The organism is Cytophagales bacterium, from assembly GCA_019456305.1.
In the GTDB taxonomy this organism is placed as follows: Bacteria; Bacteroidota; Bacteroidia; order Cytophagales; family VRUD01; genus VRUD01.
In genome coordinates this window covers 34,432-49,989 of sequence record VRUD01000014.1, presented here as the reverse complement: position 1 = coordinate 49,989, position 15,558 = coordinate 34,432, and the positions used below count along the sequence as shown (strand labels likewise).

General features: G+C 37.0%; 17 protein-coding genes, 1 other RNA gene and 1 pseudogene. 8 read left to right on the top strand and 11 right to left on the bottom strand.

Annotation, left to right across the window (positions count from 1 at the left end; genetic code table 11):
- The first annotated feature begins 7 nt into the window (after positions 1–7).
- From FVQ77_04715 to FVQ77_04700, 4 genes are all read left to right on the top strand, one after another.
- Positions 8–370, top strand: coding sequence for a hypothetical protein (locus tag FVQ77_04715; GenBank protein ID MBW8049635.1), 363 nt, complete (start codon positions 8–10; stop codon positions 368–370).
- Positions 367–2,544 (top strand): T9SS type A sorting domain-containing protein, encoded by a 2,178-nt coding sequence (locus tag FVQ77_04710; protein MBW8049634.1) that lies wholly within the window; start codon positions 367–369, stop codon positions 2,542–2,544. The genes FVQ77_04715 and FVQ77_04710 overlap by 4 nt, the downstream gene beginning before the upstream one ends.
- Before the next feature lie 287 nt (positions 2,545–2,831).
- Entirely contained in the window at positions 2,832–3,050 is a 219-nt protein-coding gene (locus FVQ77_04705) for a DUF433 domain-containing protein (protein MBW8049633.1), read from the top strand.
- 3 nt (positions 3,051–3,053) lie between these two features.
- The gene (locus FVQ77_04700; GenBank protein ID MBW8049632.1) at positions 3,054–3,386 is read left to right on the top strand and encodes a hypothetical protein; all 333 of its coding nucleotides are present in this window, start codon (positions 3,054–3,056) and stop codon (positions 3,384–3,386) included.
- A 44-nt stretch (positions 3,387–3,430) separates the two neighbouring features.
- Here the strand turns inward: FVQ77_04700 and FVQ77_04695 are convergent, their stop codons facing one another.
- The 4 genes from FVQ77_04695 to FVQ77_04680 all read right to left on the bottom strand — a co-directional run bounded on the left by FVQ77_04695 (position 3,431) and on the right by FVQ77_04680 (position 6,518).
- On the bottom strand, positions 3,431–5,344 hold the full coding sequence (locus FVQ77_04695; GenBank protein ID MBW8049631.1) for a T9SS type A sorting domain-containing protein: 1,914 nt from the start codon (positions 5,342–5,344) through the stop codon (positions 3,431–3,433).
- A gap of 4 nt (positions 5,345–5,348) precedes the next feature.
- On the bottom strand, positions 5,349–5,936 hold the full coding sequence (locus tag FVQ77_04690; GenBank protein ID MBW8049630.1) for a hypothetical protein: 588 nt from the start codon (positions 5,934–5,936) through the stop codon (positions 5,349–5,351).
- The gene (locus FVQ77_04685; protein MBW8049629.1) at positions 5,933–6,154 is read right to left on the bottom strand and encodes a hypothetical protein; all 222 of its coding nucleotides are present in this window, start codon (positions 6,152–6,154) and stop codon (positions 5,933–5,935) included. The genes FVQ77_04690 and FVQ77_04685 overlap by 4 nt, the downstream gene beginning before the upstream one ends.
- A gap of 127 nt (positions 6,155–6,281) precedes the next feature.
- Entirely contained in the window at positions 6,282–6,518 is a 237-nt protein-coding gene (locus tag FVQ77_04680; GenBank protein ID MBW8049628.1) for a hypothetical protein, read from the bottom strand.
- A 234-nt stretch (positions 6,519–6,752) separates the two neighbouring features.
- Here FVQ77_04680 and FVQ77_04675 point away from each other — a divergent pair.
- Together FVQ77_04675 and FVQ77_04670 are read left to right on the top strand one after the other, a co-directional pair.
- Positions 6,753–6,893: pseudogene (locus FVQ77_04675) on the top strand (enoyl-ACP reductase).
- A 165-nt stretch (positions 6,894–7,058) separates the two neighbouring features.
- Positions 7,059–7,241 (top strand): hypothetical protein, encoded by a 183-nt coding sequence (locus FVQ77_04670; GenBank protein MBW8049627.1) that lies wholly within the window; start codon positions 7,059–7,061, stop codon positions 7,239–7,241.
- 230 nt (positions 7,242–7,471) lie between these two features.
- On the opposite strand, the gene FVQ77_04665 is transcribed toward FVQ77_04670, so the two are convergent.
- Positions 7,472–7,696 carry a hypothetical protein gene (locus tag FVQ77_04665; GenBank protein ID MBW8049626.1) on the bottom strand — a complete coding sequence of 75 codons (225 nt, stop codon included), beginning with the start codon at positions 7,694–7,696 and terminating at the stop codon, positions 7,472–7,474.
- A gap of 162 nt (positions 7,697–7,858) precedes the next feature.
- Here FVQ77_04665 and FVQ77_04660 point away from each other — a divergent pair, with 162 nt between their 5' ends.
- Positions 7,859–8,668 (top strand): SDR family oxidoreductase, encoded by an 810-nt coding sequence (locus FVQ77_04660; GenBank protein ID MBW8049625.1) that lies wholly within the window; start codon positions 7,859–7,861, stop codon positions 8,666–8,668.
- 211 nt (positions 8,669–8,879) lie between these two features.
- Here FVQ77_04660 and FVQ77_04655 read toward each other — a convergent pair whose 3' ends face one another.
- The 6 genes from FVQ77_04655 to FVQ77_04630 form a co-directional block, all read right to left on the bottom strand.
- A complete protein-coding gene (locus tag FVQ77_04655; protein MBW8049624.1) occupies positions 8,880–10,094 on the bottom strand; it encodes an aminotransferase class I/II-fold pyridoxal phosphate-dependent enzyme in 1,215 nt (404 codons plus the stop codon).
- Between the two features lie 83 nt (positions 10,095–10,177).
- On the bottom strand, positions 10,178–10,387 hold the full coding sequence (gene yidD / locus FVQ77_04650; protein MBW8049623.1) for a membrane protein insertion efficiency factor YidD: 210 nt from the start codon (positions 10,385–10,387) through the stop codon (positions 10,178–10,180).
- A 237-nt stretch (positions 10,388–10,624) separates the two neighbouring features.
- A complete protein-coding gene (locus tag FVQ77_04645; protein ID MBW8049622.1) occupies positions 10,625–11,380 on the bottom strand; it encodes a hypothetical protein in 756 nt (251 codons plus the stop codon).
- Positions 11,381–11,565: 185 nt separating this feature from the next.
- Entirely contained in the window at positions 11,566–11,769 is a 204-nt protein-coding gene (locus FVQ77_04640; GenBank protein ID MBW8049621.1) for a hypothetical protein, read from the bottom strand.
- Positions 11,770–12,001: 232 nt separating this feature from the next.
- A complete protein-coding gene (gene acs, locus FVQ77_04635) occupies positions 12,002–13,909 on the bottom strand; it encodes an acetate--CoA ligase (protein ID MBW8049620.1) in 1,908 nt (635 codons plus the stop codon).
- Between the two features lie 145 nt (positions 13,910–14,054).
- The gene (locus tag FVQ77_04630) at positions 14,055–14,507 is read right to left on the bottom strand and encodes a hypothetical protein (protein MBW8049619.1); all 453 of its coding nucleotides are present in this window, start codon (positions 14,505–14,507) and stop codon (positions 14,055–14,057) included.
- A 614-nt stretch (positions 14,508–15,121) separates the two neighbouring features.
- Here FVQ77_04630 and rnpB point away from each other — a divergent pair.
- Positions 15,122–15,483: RNase P RNA component class A (rnpB, locus tag FVQ77_04625), an RNA gene on the top strand.
- The last annotated feature ends 75 nt before the right edge of the window (positions 15,484–15,558 follow it).

The following is a 15,558-nucleotide window of genomic DNA, read 5'->3' as shown; positions in this document are numbered from 1 at the left end:
TTTTACCATGGAACCAATAATTACCTTCATAACATTAGTAGCAACCTTTATGACATTAGTAGCTGGAATCGTTACTATTGCATGGTTTATCAGGGACGTTAGAAAACAAAACAGCAAGGAATTGAAAAATCATAGTGAATTACTAAAAAACCAAAGTGGAATACTGTTGCAAATACAAAAAAGTGGTGAAAGGCAAGAAAAAAGCTTTGTAGAGATACAAAAGAGCGGTGAAAGACAAGCAAAAATTCTTGAAAGAATCAATGAGAGTATCAACGAAAGTTCTGAAAGACAAATCAAAAGCCTGGAAAGGATCAACGAAAGTTCTGAAAGACAAATTAAAATCCTTGAAAAAATAGAAGCAAAACCATGAAAAAGATCTATTTATTTATTCTAATAATATTAATCTTAGCTAACGGAGTGATATTAAAAGCCCAGGATTATCTGAACACTGCCAAACGCATTGACCTTGACCCTAACTATGCACCTTTCTATCACGGTGTAGCATCAGGCGACCCCCTTACTGACAAAGTGATCATCTGGACAAGGGTTACCCCGGATACCATTTCCACAGACAGTATTATCAAGGTGTGCTGGAGAATGGCTGTTGATACCAATTTTACGCAAATTGTCAACGCTGGCATCACATATACCAGCGATTCTGTTGATTATACCGTGAAAGTGGATGTTGACGGTTTACAGCCAAACACATACTATTACTATGAATTTAGGGCCCTTGGTAAAAACTCATTGATAGGCAGAACAAAGACTACACCGTTGGGAGACGTTGACAGCATTCGCTTTGCAGTGGTATCATGTGCTCACTTTGAGCATGGCTATTACAATGCGTACGAAAGAATTGTTAACCGAAATGATATAGATGCCATTCTGCACTTAGGCGATTATATTTACGAGTATGCTGCCGGAGGGGGATACTCACTTGACACTGTTACCGGCAGGGTACATGAACCAGATAGTGAGATCATAGTTTTAAACGATTACAGGATCCGCTACTCACAATACCATCTTGACCCCCAGCTAAGGGCATTACACCAGCAATACCCCTTCATCGTGATCTGGGATGATCACGAAACAGCAAACAATTCATGGACAGGAGGGGCAGAGAACCACGATACCACTACAGAAGGAAGCTGGGAAGACCGCAAAGCAGCAGGCGTGCAGGCACATCACGAGTGGCTGCCCATCCGGCTGCCGGATCCTAATACCTACCAGCGCATATACAGGAAATTCACCTTCGGTGATTTGGCAGACCTTATCATGCTTGACACGCGGTTAGAAGCACGTGTTGAACAGGTAGGAGCAACTTCTTCCAGCCTAAATGATACCACAAGGACATTATTAGGCCCCCAGCAATACAACTGGCTTATCAACAAACTTGACAGCTCCACCGCGCAATGGAAGATCGTTGGGCAGCAGGTGATGGTAGCTCCTTTAACTCTTGGCTGGCCTACCTATACCCCGGTTAACACCGATCAATGGGATGGTTATCCTGTGGAAAGAGATAAATTGTTTAATGATATTATGAACAAAAACATCAATAATATAGTAGTTTTGACAGGTGATATTCATACTTCCTGGGCAAACGATCTGCCGTTTGGCAATTATGACCCTCCTAACTCAGGGTCAGTTGGTGTTGAGTTTGTAACAACAAGCGTTACCTCTGCTGCACTTCCCATTACTTTACCTGGGGGCGCATCTTTAATTAAATTACTCAATCCTCATATGAAATATGTCAACCTGGAGGAAAAGGGATACCTCATTGTTGATATTAACAAAACACGCACACAAGCCGACTGGTATTTCGTAACTACCGTTGATAGTTTATTATTTGAAGATAACTATGCTGAATCCTGGTATGTCAATGACCAGGAAAGGTTTTTGAACGGAACCACCACTGCCTCACAGCAACTCTCTCCCCTTCAACCCCAGGCTCCCACTACGCCAAATAAACAGTATATCCCCGAAGCAAATGATGATGTTGTTTCTACCGATACAGGAACCACCGTTGTAATAGACGTACAGAACAACGATAACTACCTCAATTGTGCCGCCCTGATGACTTCTATTGTTTCAGGTCCGGCCAACGGTATCGCAAATGTGCTGAATGGCGATAGCATAGAATACACGCCAAATCCAGGTTTCACCGGAACCGATACCATCATCTACGCTATTTGTGACAGCGCTGCCCCATCTGTTTGTGATACGGCAATGGTGATCATCGCAGTAAATTCATCTGTAGCAATTGATGATTTTTTTGCCAAATATAACGACATCGTGTTATTCGGCATCTATCCCAACCCTTTCACAGGCAATATATTATTACAGTATTATATATTCCAGCCAACAGATGTACATATCCGGTTAACAGATGCTGCAGGAAAGACTGTGTATATCAAAAATTCCGGCAAGATGCAGGAAGGGTTGTATGAAACGGAAATAAACTGTGAAAGCATCAGTGCCGGTTCATACATAATGACGCTTGAAACAAAGAACCAGGTGCGAAAGAGAAAGGTAGTTAAGTACTGATTAGTACAATAAGCAGATCTGTAGCGCGGCATTTATGTCTTAGTATCTTTAAAATGAAACAATAACTGTAAAAATAATAAGTTAGTTACTGGGTACTGGGCACTGGGTACTGGGTGATGGTAGTGAATAATGTCAGAAAGAATTACCAACCTGCCTACCGAAAGCAAATAAACCAGAACCCAGTAACCAGAGCCCAGTAACTGTTCATTAAGAGTACAAAGGATAGATTTAAATATCAGTTTATTTAAAACATTGTAATTCCAATACGTTAAATTAAAGTCATTACGATGGATTATAAGAAAATAATAACCATAGAACCAGGGAAGAGAGGAGGTAAGCCCTGCATCAGAGGAATGCGTATTACAGTTTATGATGTCTTAGAATATTTAGCATCTGGTATGTCATTAGATGAAATTTTGAATGACTTTCCCTATTTAACAAGAGAAGATATACTAGCCTGCCTCAGCTATGCAGCAGACAGGGAACGCTCCCAATTAGTTGCTTAATCTATGAAACTGCTTTTTGATCAGAACTTATCTCCTAAATTAATTTTAAGCCTGGAAGATCTTTTTGAAAACAGTTTACACGTTCAAACAATCGGATTAGATAAAGAAAGTGATGATAAAGTGTGGTCTTTTGCAAAAAAGGAAAATTATATCATCATTACTAAAGATGCGGATTTTAGTGAGCGTGTGTTCTTTCATGGATATCCACCAAAGGTCATTTGGATAAAAAGAGGTAATTGCTCCACAAAAATAATTGAATCATTGTTAAGAGATCATTATAAGGAAATTCTAAATCTCTCTCAACATGAAGAAACAGGAATTTTGATACTTAGGTGAAAGTATAAAAAAAAATAAACAAAAGAAAATTATAAGAAGCGCTGCTATTCAATAATTATCTTCTTATTGATCACCCCTTCGTTGCTTGTAATTGTTAAAGTGTATATGCCCTTTGCATAGCCGCTCAGGTCAATTTTGGTTTGATAAGTTCCTTTGATTTTGTTTAGCTTTTCTTCGTATATTACCTGACCAATTGTATTGAGCAATTTAATTTCCAAACCCACGAGGTTTTGAAAACCTCGTGGGTTTTTGATCTCAATAATAAATTCACCTGTATTGGGATTGGGATATATCTTTAAACCTGTAAGGTTTTGTAAACCTTGCAGGTTTGGAATGTCAGAAATGGTCAAACTAAAGGGATCTGAAATTGACGAACAGCCATTTGCATCTGTAACCCTTACCGAATAAAATCCGCTCTGGGTTGCAGTATAGAATTGTGATACTGCGCCTCCAATAAGTGTATCAAAATAATACCACTGATAAGCAACAGCAGGGCTTGATGCTAAAATATTGCCGTTTTGCGAAATAACAGGTTTAGCCGGCAGCGGGTTTAAGGTTAAAGCTGTTTCAATAATGCTGTCACAATTATTACCGGTTGATAAGGTATCGTAATAAGTTCCTGCTGCAGTCTGATATGTACCGTCCAAAAGGATGCTGTCTCCGTTACAGATCTCTGCTGTATTACTGATGATGTAAGATGAATTTACCGTTAAAGAGGTTGCTATTACACTGTCGCAGCCGCTTAATGTGCTAACAGTATCATAGTATATTCCAGCGCTGTTTTGCCATGCGCCTTGTAGTAAGATGCTGTCGTTGGAGCAGATCGTTGCTGTTGCTGGAGTAGAATATGTTGGATTTACGGTTAAAGTGGTGGCAATAACACTATCACAGCTATTCACAGATAATACAGTATCAAAATATGTTCCTGAAGTGTTTTGCCAGGCTCCTTGTAGTAAGATGCTGTCGTCATCACATATTGTTTTGGTTGCTGGGGTTGAATATGATTTGTTTGCAGTTACACTATCACACATAGTATCTGAACCACATGCGTTTATGGCAGTTAAACATACATAATATGTTCCGCAATTTGTATAAGTATGAGTAGGATTTTGAACGGTATCCGTATTCCCATCCCCAAAATCCCAGTACCAGGACGTAGCATAAGATGAAGAGTCTGAAAAATAAACAATCAATGTACTATCAACAAAGCTGAAATTTGAATTGGGCTGTGATGTAACGTTTGGTACATCAGTACTCCACAATGCTCCATAGATTGTTCCATTATTTCCATTTCCGGTAATATCTGAAATAGTTGTTCCTGTGCCTTGTTCAAAATTCCAAAATCCTACTAATCCATTTTCATTACCAGACGGTGGACAGTTCATGTATTGTTGTATTTCAGTGGAATCAAGAGCATAATTCCACAAGGAAACATCATCAATACTATGAATACCTACAACAGTATCACCTTGTGTATTACCTATCTTAATAGGACCAATATTATCAGGATTTACATTTGCTGGCATGGTAAATGAACCTTCTAAAACACCATTTATGTAAATGTGGATTGTATCAGCATTTCTTACGCCTGCTAAAAAATGCCAACTACTATCATCTACTTCTGTTATTGCAGGTGCTAAATAATCACCAGGAGTGTCAAAGTTTCCATTATTAATATGAAAAGCAGGTTTAAAATTGTTAGGTGATTGTGCAATACTTATATCCCAATATTGATTATTAAAACTACTAATTTTTACTACACCACCTCCAATATGACCATTAGTTGGTCCTGATTTCCACCAATGCATTATTGTAAAATCACCAGAACCAAAATTAAAAGTATCAGCATGTGCAATTTCAATATAATCATCTATCCCATCAAATTGAGCAGAATAGTTGCTTTGACCATAGCTAAAAACAGCTACGGATAACCCTAAAATTGTAAATAGTTTTTTCATTTTGTTAGATTTTGGTGATTTTATTTTTTTGTTTTTGGTTTCTGTTTCTCCAAAATTCTAAGTCCAAGTGAACTCGTGCAATATCTTTTTCTTTCGCTAATTCTTTTGCTTTTATTTGATACTTGTCATTTTCTGGAAGTTTCAAATGTTTTATGCCTTTCCATTTACTTAGTTGTCCTTTAAAGTATTTACACAACTCTTTTGCAACATAATTGTCTAATGGCACTTCAAGATTTTTAAGTTTATTGTTGTTCAGGTGAAAGTCGGTCGGCAAATTAAATTTGTCTGCGAAGTATTTGTTGTAAGTTAAGTCACGCAGAAATAAATTCAGTCCTTTGCGTGCCGCACCCCAGCTTTTGGCTGTTTTCGGAAAAAGTTTAACAATTGCATTTGTATGTCGATTGAGAAACTTTCTGTATTCAGTACTATCCGAAAGTGAATTAAAAAACTCTGTCAAATCAATTTTATGTTCCAAATAGTCGCGGCAAATTTTAATTAGTCCTTTGTCACCTTGATTGCGAATTGTAGATGCTCCTATTGCATTTTGTGCAAGTCGTCTGTGAAGCAGTTTATAAAAATCCGACTTATTCATTGAGCAATATTGTCCAAAGATATAAAATGTCTTTTTTTTCTATTATTGTCATTCCAGGCGGAGCGTTGGCCAGTGAGAATAGCTGAGCGAGGAATCTCCTTTTTTGAAGTACCTGCTCTTTTATCAGGAGATTCCTCGTTCGCCCCATCACTTTTACCCTTCCCTGCACTCGGAATGACAATAAAAATTGAAATGAAAAAAGCGACACCATCCCGCAATTTATTTAAGTACTGTCGCAGGCCTGGATTTTATTTTTTATCTGATAAGGTTTCTTTAAGTTCAATTATTAAAATTAAACCAAAAAAAGTAATTAACAGACCCCCTATAATAAATACAAATAACATATTAATTATTTTTGGTTAATTTTTTAATTTTAAAAAATGAATGAAAAGCTAATGTCAATATAAAAACAAAAATAATTACACCGAAAATTAATAAATTTAATATTAGCTCATAATAATCGTTAATATAATTTAACAATAAATTTATATCTCCGGTAACTACACCCATCAATAATATCACATACATTTGAAAAAGCACCAGCTCTGCTTTTAATTTTCTTTCAATTGTATCTTTATCCATCAATATTTATTAAATATCATTAGCTCTTATTAGCAAGCCACTCCTTAATTAGTGTCTGTCCATAAAGTCAGCTTTTTGAAAATTAAAAGACCTAAATTTCGTAAGTTAAAAATATTGAGGTAAAATTACAATATTAATTTTATAATCCAACAAAAGTTCCAATAAATCAAAACATTGAAATTCCAACATAACATTCGTATATTTGCATCGGATACTTAACGAATAAACGTAATTATGTCATACAATCTCTTAAAAGGCAAAAAAGGCATCATCTTTGGCGCTTTGGACGAAAAGTCAATCGCCTGGAAAGTGGCCGATAGAGCCTATGAAGAAGGCGCTACATTTACCCTTACAAACGCGCCTGTTGCTCTCAGATGATTGCTGTTAAACTTCCGTAGAGACGCCCAATTTGGACGTCTCTTAGGAAGTTTCTTTTCGCAAGGTTAAGTTTTGTTTTCATAATTGTTTACCTCCTTTTTAATTGTTAATTGTGATTGTTATTTATTATGTTTGTTAAATAAATAATTGTAATTTTGCGATATGAATAAAACACAACGGGAAAATCTTGCAAAATATTCATACGACATAAGTAAGTTATTACTTGCTGCCTTTGTTCTGGCTAATATTATTTCTGATAAGTTTTCTATGTATCTTGTTATTATCGGCATTTTTGGAACTATTTTTTTTATTATTTTAGGATATATACTTAACAAAAAAGAATAAATTTATGACACCTATTGAAATCACATTCACTGTTATTGCCGGTATAGGGCTAATTAGTATCCTTTTAGTGTTACTTTATGATCGTAAGGTCGATAAAAAAGAACATTCAAAACCGTACTAAACTATAATCATTTGTCATTAGTTATTGAGACATTGCCCCGACACTTTGTGTACTGGATTTACGTTGCGCTCCAACATGCCTCGTCCGTACATTCCTTTTTTTGATTGTTTCATTGTTTCATTGTTTTAATTGCCCCGACAAAATCGGGGCAGGGTTGATTAATTGTACCTGCTCTTTTATCAGGAGATTCCTCGTTCGCCCCATCACTTTTACCCTTCCCTGCACTCGGAATGACAATAAAAATTGAAATAAAAAAAGCGACACCATCCCGCACTTTATTTAAGTACAGCATAGTATCGCTCAGCTTTAAATATGAAGCAGCTTTCTTATCCACCGGTTGACGGATAAGAAAGTTTCCATTTATCAAAAATAGTAAAGAAAATATGTTTATAATGGTAATTCATGATCGGGGCGAATGTACATCTTTTTTTTAACAAACAAGAAAAAGTAAAAAAAATGTATATTTGCATCGGATACTTAACGAATAAACGTAATTATGTCATACAATCTCTTAAAAGGCAAAAAAGGCGTCATCTTTGGCGCTTTGGACGAAAAGTCAATCGCCTGGAAAGTGGCCGCTAAAGCCTATGAAGAAGGCGCTACATTTACCCTTACAAACGCGCCTGTTGCTCTCAGATTGGGAGCGATCAACAAATTAGCTGAAACCTGTAAAACCGAAGTCATTCCTGCGGATGCTACCTTAATAGAAGACCTTGAAAGTCTTTTCAAAAGATCAATGGAAGTATTGGGCGGAAAAATAGATTTCGTTCTACATTCCATAGGCATGTCGCCCAACGTGAGAAAAGGAAAGGAATACACTGACCTGAACCACGACTTTTTCCTGAAAACGCTGGATATTTCTGCCCTTTCACTGCATAAGCTGCTGCAAACCGCCCAGAAATTAGATGCCATAAATGAATGGGGTTCAGTGGTAGCGCTATCCTATATAGCTGCACAAAGAACCTTACCCGGCTACAAAGATATGACAGAGGCCAAAGCAATGCTTGAATCAATCGTCAGGAACTATGGATATTATTACGGCAAAGCAAAGAACGTAAGGATCAACTCTGTCTCACAATCTCCAACTATGACCACAGCCGGATCAGGAATAAAAGGCTTTGATTCTTTCTATAACTATGCTCAGGATGTGGCTCCATTAGGAAATGCAAGCGCTGAAAGTTGTGCTGAATACTGTGTTACGCTTTTCTCTGACCTCACCAGGATGGTCACTATGCAAAATCTCTTTCACGATGGTGGATTTTCGTTTACACTGGCCAGTGAATCGATTTTGGAGAAATACCAATAAATTGAAAAGAAATCGTTTCTCGCAAAGACGCAAAGTTCGCAAAGGATTGAATATCAATTAGTTAAGTATATAACTTTGCGCTCTTTGCGCCTTTGCGAGAACCAAAAACACTTTTTAGAGTGGACTCACTATTACAATACCCAATAACAGTATGCATGGAATCTAATTCATAATATCCTGTTAATGATTCTTAATAAATCTTTGCTTCTACTTAAAAGATAGATTTGATTATCCCAATAACCCTATCCAGATCTTTTTTATTCAAATTAGAACCTGAAGGAAGGCATAACCCTCTATTAAACAGCTTTTCAGCTACATTACCACCATAATAGGGATAATTTTCAAATACCGGCTGTAAATGCATAGGCTTCCACAAGGGGCGGGCTTCTATGTTTTCTTTCTCCAGTGCGAGACGAATATCTTCAGGCGTAACACTCCCGGATAATTTTTTATCTATCAAAATGCAGGTGAGCCAGCGGGTAGAAAAGGTACCGTCCATTTCAGGTAAAAATGAAATGGCATCAACATTCTTTAATGCGTTGTAATAATATTGATAATTTGCCCTTCTTTGTTTGATCCTTTCGGGCAATGCTTCCATTTGCCCTCTGCCTATGCCCGCACAAATATTGCTCATACGATAGTTATACCCTATTTCCAGGTGTTGATAATGAGGTACATCTTCACAAGCCTGCGTAGCTAAATATCTTGCTTTTTCTACCAATGCTTTGTCCTCCGAAACCAATGCTCCACCCCCTGATGTTGTAATGATTTTATTGCCGTTAAATGAGAAAATTCCGATTTTCCCGAATATACCAACCTTCATATATTTGGTGATTTGGCTGCTACCGCTGCCAGGGAGGGTTGATGAGTGAAGGGGGATGGTGGACGAACTGCTATTGCTACTGCCACTTCCATACTCCGCTCCCAATGCCTCAGCCGCATCTTCAATAATTGGAATTCCATACTTGCCGGAAATAGTCATTACCTCATCTAATTTTGCAGGCTGGCCGTAAAGATGCACCAATATTATGGCTTTGGGTTTCTTGCCTTTTGCAATCCTGTCTTTGATCGCTTCTTCAAGCGTTTCAGGACACATATTCCATGTGTCTGATTCACTATCTATTAAAACAGGTACAGCATGTTGATATACAACAGGATTGACACTTGCGGAAAAAGTTAATGATTGGCATAGTACTTCATCCTCACGTTCAACACCCAATAGGATCAGGGCAAGATGTATGGCTGCTGTGCCTGAGCTCAAAGCCGCAGCATATTTAGCCCCGGAAAATCCACAAATGTCTTTCTCAAAATTGTCAACGTTGGGACCTAACGGAGCAATCCAGTTTTCATCAAAAGCCTGCCGGATGAATTTTAATTCACCACCTCCCATATGGGGAGGGGATAAGTAGATTCTCTTTTCATTCATTATTCAATACAAAAAATGCCTAAAATACTTAAAATGCCTAAAATTTTAGCTCATTTTAATCATTTTTAATTTCAAGCATTTTTTCAGGGGACAGGATCATATCCAAACCCACCCCAGGGATGACATCTTGATAATCTTTTGACAGTCAGCCATATCCCTTTAATAGGACCATGTTTTATAATCACCTCAATTGCATATTGTGAACAGGAAGGTGAAAAACGGCAGGAATTTGGGAGTAAAGATGAAATGAGCTTCTGGTATAGCCAAAAGGGGATAACAAGCAAATATTTCATATTAACCCTATTTTATATATAAAATTAAAATATTAACAAAAAATAACATTACTTAAGAGTTACTTCTTTAGTATGAATATGGCCTTCATCACATTTATATCTTACAATTAATATTTTGCCTTTTGTTTTGTTTGGCGGGTAAAGTTCAGCAATTTTACCGCACTCGGGGCATTTTGAAGTATCAGAATATAAAGATTTCTGTTCCATAGCTTATAGAAGAAGAAAACTTCTATTTCATCATTTTCTGCTTGCATAAAACCTATAGCTTTGCCCATAGCGATTAACTACAATTTCTACGCTTATATCATCATCATTACTTGCATAAAAGTCAACATAACCAATTTTATTAGCACCATAATACAAGTCTACACTTTTTCCACTTTTAATTTTATATGTGCCTATGATACGGGTTGTGGGGTTGGTAAACTCTAATTTTGCAGCCTCAAGATTTGTTTGAAACGAACCATTACCAAATTTTATTTGGTCAACATATAAACCCCCTCTAACTTTCTCATAAAGTCCATCTATTTTTGATTCAAGCTCTGCTTTTTCCTCTTCTATTCTATTAAGTCTTCTTGCCTCAATTCTTTTTAGCAATTCATTTAGACCTGATGTAAGTTCTTCTTTAGTAGTCTTAACTAATCTAAATTTATATTGTCCATCTTTAGATGTATAAACTAATGAATTATCATTTAACTCTTGTATATACATATTGTTATAGTGCTCACGGTATAAAGTATCATTATTAATATACCATTTCCTTTTACCTTTTTCTTTGAAATCCCACATCTTTTTATCTATTTCTTTGAAAACCTTTGAATACTCTTTGTATTCATATCTAACAAAGCTACTATCAATTTTATATTCATAATAAGTTATTTTCTCTGATTCGGGGTCATCATTTAACCATTTACCAATAATTTTTTCTCTTTTTGATTGGCAATTAGCAAAGATAAAAATCAATGCTATAAATAATAATTTTTGTGTTTTCATAATTGTAAAATTTTGTGTTTATTTATATCCTTAATTTCGCAACAAATATAAAAAAAATCACTGTTGTCCGATAAAAACAATTAATATTCATCATAATAACGTATGTTATCAATGATAAACCAAACCGTCAATTTACCATGATTAAATTTTTCAGTAACAAATTTTTCCATATACACCTCCATTTTTTATTTTATTTGATTTAACAATTTGGTTACACGTAATTTTTCTTTTTGCATCTCTTGTTTAAATTCCTCTTTTAAACGTTCAAAAAACTGATTCCATTCAATAAGTTCAGGATGTTCCTTTTGATACTTGTCAAAAGTATCAATTTGTTCCTTTTCGGTTTTTTCTAGCTCTTCAAGCCATTTTAAAAATACTTCTTTTTCCATGATTATTAATTTATTAGGTTATTAAAAATGTTAGGTAGAGCAGATTTGGCTCTTTGGCTTTTGCGAAGCGTTGGCTCGGGTGTCGGGCAAAAGGCAATGTGCCAAATGTGGGACGGCTTTCCGCTTTTCTTTCTTGTGGGTCGGCAAAAAAACCAAACAGCTATTGTACCTATTCCTAACCATTTTCCAACACACAGTCCCACTCGTAGTGGTCTGACGATGTCTTGCCTTTTCAATCCGCAATTGCCATAGCTCCATCCTTAATTTCCTCAACAACCGATGGATCCAGCAGCGTGGAAATATCCCCAAGATTGGCGGTATTTCCTTCTGCTACTTTTCTCAATATCCTGCGCATGATCTTGCCCGACCTGGTTTTTGGTAGTCCGCCTACAACCTGAATTTTGTCAGGTTTGGCAATGGGGCCGATCACTTTTGTTACAGCTTCTAAAACTTCTTTTTTCAACCTTTCCACATTTTCAGGCTTTCTTTCGCAGATCACGTAAGCATAAATTCCCTGCCCCTTAATATCATGAGGAAAGCCAACCACAGCAGACTCCACTACTGAATGATGGGTGTTTATGGCGTCTTCAATTTCTGCAGTCCCAAGCCTGTGCCCTGAAACATTGATTACATCATCCACCCTGCCTGTGATCCTGTAATATCCTTCTTTATCTCTGAGGCAGCCGTCACCTGTAAAATACAGTTCTTTATAGGTAGCAAAATAATTTTGCTTGCATCTTTCGTGGTCGCCATAAGTAGTTCTGATCATTGCCGGCCAGGGAAATTTGATGCATAAATTTCCTGAAACGTCATTGCCTTCAAGCTCCTTTCCATTTTCATCAACAATAATTGGCTGAACACCAGGTAATGGCAGGGTTGCAAAGCTTGGTTTGAGTTTTGTAATTCCGGCAAGCGGAGAAATTAATATCCCACCCGTTTCTGTCTGCCACCAGGTATCTACGATCGGGCATTTGCCTTTGCCGATGTTGTTATGATACCAGTTCCATGCCTCTTCATTGATAGGCTCGCCCACTGTGCCAAGAACCCGGAGAGAGCTCAAATTTTTTGATCCTACATACTCCAGTCCACAGGCTTCCAGGGCACGGATAGCTGTTGGTGCCGTATAAAATATATTGACCTTGTATTTATCTACCACATCCCAGAACCGGCCTGCATCAGGATAAGTCGGTATTCCTTCAAACATCAGTGTAGTGGCGCCTGCCAATAGCGGCCCGTAGATAATATAAGTATGGCCTGTTACCCAGCCAACATCTGCTGTACACCAATAGATGTCTCCATCATTGTACTGAAAAACATTGAGGAATGAATATTGGGCAAAAACCATATAGCCGCCAATGGTATGCACCACACCTTTGGGCTTGCCTGTTGATCCTGATGTGTAAAGAACAAAAAGCATATCTTCCGCATCCATCACTTCCGGATCATTGTCGCTTTCTACCTTGTCAATTTCATCATGCCACCACCTATCCCTGCCTTCTTGCATGTTGATGCCGGTGTTGGTTCTTTTAAGAACAATACACCTGGCTATTGAGGGGCATGATTCCAAAGCTTCATCTGCTATTTCTTTTAAAGAGATACTTTTAGCGCCCCGAAAGCCTCCATCTGAAGTAAGCAGAATGTTGCAGCTTGAATCGTTAATTCTGTCAGATAAAGATGCTGCCGAAAACCCGGCAAATACGACCGAATGCATAGCTCCGATACGTGCACAGGCGAGCACGGCAATAGCTAATTCAGGAACCATGGGCATATAAATACAAATACGGTCCCCTTTTTTAGCGCCATTATTTTTCAAAACATTGGCAAACCGGCAAACCTTTTCATGCAGCTCTTTATAAGTGAGCGTAATTCCCTTTTCATTCGGGTCATTGGGTTCCCAGATGATGGCAGCCTGGTTACCACGGGACTGAAGATGCCTGTCAAGGCAGTTTTCAGTGATATTAAGCTTGCCGCCAATGAACCATTTTACATCAGGTTCCTGAAAGTTCCACTCAAGGACTTTATCCCACTTTTTTCTCCACGTAAATTTTCCAGCCTTTTCAGCCCAGAATTCCTCCGGGTCCGAAATACTTTTTTGATATTCGCTATGATACTCTTCTATTGTGCTTATTTTTTCTGACATAATTTATACATTCTTAAATACCTCTTTCTTTGATAGTAATTTCACTCTTTTCATTTTCACATCGTTAAACCTCTTTAAAATCGTTTTACTCTCTCCACTAATCTCCATTTCCAATAATTTTAAAGTTTTTATGATAATTTTTTATTCATGATCTATCATACTTTTTTTCAAGAGTTTCAATAACTACTGAATAGTACTCTGATCCATCTTTGATTTTCTTTGCTAATACCTCCACTACTTGTGCATCATCATATAAAATAAGTGGTTTAGAGGGATGAATTTCGTCATTTCCGTTGAATATGTCATTTGGAATAACTTTTGAATCTGCAGGTTGCAATGATTCAAAAACTCCTGCTATAAATGTATCTAAATCACCAAGATATGTTTGAGAATTACTTCTGTCTGTAATGTTTGGAGAAAATATGGTTAACTTAATCCTTACAGGAGTGGTGATTGGTTCCAGTAAATTTTCATTATGTTTTGCTTCTAAAGCCTTTAATCTTAATTCTAAAACATAGTTTGCTTCATCACTTGCCCAACATGATTTTGCAACACTTTTTCTAGATGGTCTACCAGCAACCTCGAATTGCAATCTCATTTTTTTGTAAAAGAGGTAGGGAATATTTTCCTTTATATGATTACTTTATCAAACCTCTTTTTTTAAGCTCCTTATCACTCTGCCATTCTATCCAAACTAAACATATAGGAAGCCCAATAACAGAAAGTGCAAAGAGGCCCATTACAATATATGTAAAAGTTATCATTACTTTAATTTGTTTATATGCTGATTTATTCTTTTATATACGTTCAAAATTAGTAAAAAAATTATAATCTCAAAAATCCCCCCTGAAATCATTATATTATTATCGAAACTATTTGTTAAAAAAGTTTTTCTCACAAATAAAGTTGCAGCGCCTGAACCAATTAATATAAATAAAGCATACAGTCCTCTCAACAATTCTGTAAGTAACTTTATTTTTTCTCTTAGAAAGTCCTTATCCATATTATACTACAAGGGTATTACTGTTCATGATTTCTTAAATTAAATAGAAGATGATCGCAAATATAAGAAATTATTTAATGTATAAGTAAAAGTCACATATCTTTGTAAACCCTCACACCAAATTTATTTAACAGGATTTTGGTGTGTGGATAAAAAGCAATATTCATTTTTTTTTGTTGATTTAGTAAAATTTTTTACTTTAGAGCAAAAATGCAAGCCGTCTTATCGCTTTCTCCCGATTGCTTGGGAGGGGGAGGAAAGTCCGGACAACACAGAGCACCGTACTCCGGGAAACGGGAGGTATTGTGGGGGAGACCCTGCAATAACAGCCAGTGCCGCAGAAAATAACAGCCCCTGATTTATCAGGAGTAATGGTGAAAAGGTGGGGTAAGAGCCCACCAGTGCCCCGGGTGACCGGGACAGCTGGGTAAACCTTACGGGTTGAAAGGCCAAATAAGCTGGCATCCCCCGATTTATCGGGGGAAAGAGTTGCTCGCTCAATGTCAGCGGGTAGGCCGATCAGATAAATGATAAGACACGACAGAATCCGGCTTACAGGCTTGCGTTTTTTTAATTTTTGATTATTATTATATTTACGCTCATAAATATATTTGTGCTTTTCCTGCTATATATTTTTTGCAGGAAA

Coding starts and splice junctions, on each gene's coding strand:
- FVQ77_04715 (MBW8049635.1), top strand. CDS start 8: ATGGAACCAATAATTACCTTCATAACATTAGTAGCAACCTTTATGACA.
- FVQ77_04710 (MBW8049634.1), top strand. CDS start 367: ATGAAAAAGATCTATTTATTTATTCTAATAATATTAATCTTAGCTAAC.
- FVQ77_04705 (MBW8049633.1), top strand. CDS start 2,832: ATGGATTATAAGAAAATAATAACCATAGAACCAGGGAAGAGAGGAGGT.
- FVQ77_04700 (MBW8049632.1), top strand. CDS start 3,054: ATGAAACTGCTTTTTGATCAGAACTTATCTCCTAAATTAATTTTAAGC.
- FVQ77_04695 (MBW8049631.1), bottom strand. CDS start 5,344: ATGAAAAAACTATTTACAATTTTAGGGTTATCCGTAGCTGTTTTTAGC.
- FVQ77_04690 (MBW8049630.1), bottom strand. CDS start 5,936: ATGAATAAGTCGGATTTTTATAAACTGCTTCACAGACGACTTGCACAA.
- FVQ77_04680 (MBW8049628.1), bottom strand. CDS start 6,518: ATGGATAAAGATACAATTGAAAGAAAATTAAAAGCAGAGCTGGTGCTT.
- FVQ77_04670 (MBW8049627.1), top strand. CDS start 7,059: ATGAATAAAACACAACGGGAAAATCTTGCAAAATATTCATACGACATA.
- FVQ77_04660 (MBW8049625.1), top strand. CDS start 7,859: ATGTCATACAATCTCTTAAAAGGCAAAAAAGGCGTCATCTTTGGCGCT.
- FVQ77_04655 (MBW8049624.1), bottom strand. CDS start 10,094: ATGAATGAAAAGAGAATCTACTTATCCCCTCCCCATATGGGAGGTGGT.
- yidD (MBW8049623.1), bottom strand. CDS start 10,387: ATGAAATATTTGCTTGTTATCCCCTTTTGGCTATACCAGAAGCTCATT.
- FVQ77_04645 (MBW8049622.1), bottom strand. CDS start 11,380: ATGAAAACACAAAAATTATTATTTATAGCATTGATTTTTATCTTTGCT.
- FVQ77_04640 (MBW8049621.1), bottom strand. CDS start 11,769: ATGGAAAAAGAAGTATTTTTAAAATGGCTTGAAGAGCTAGAAAAAACC.
- acs (MBW8049620.1), bottom strand. CDS start 13,909: ATGTCAGAAAAAATAAGCACAATAGAAGAGTATCATAGCGAATATCAA.
- FVQ77_04630 (MBW8049619.1), bottom strand. CDS start 14,507: ATGAGATTGCAATTCGAGGTTGCTGGTAGACCATCTAGAAAAAGTGTT.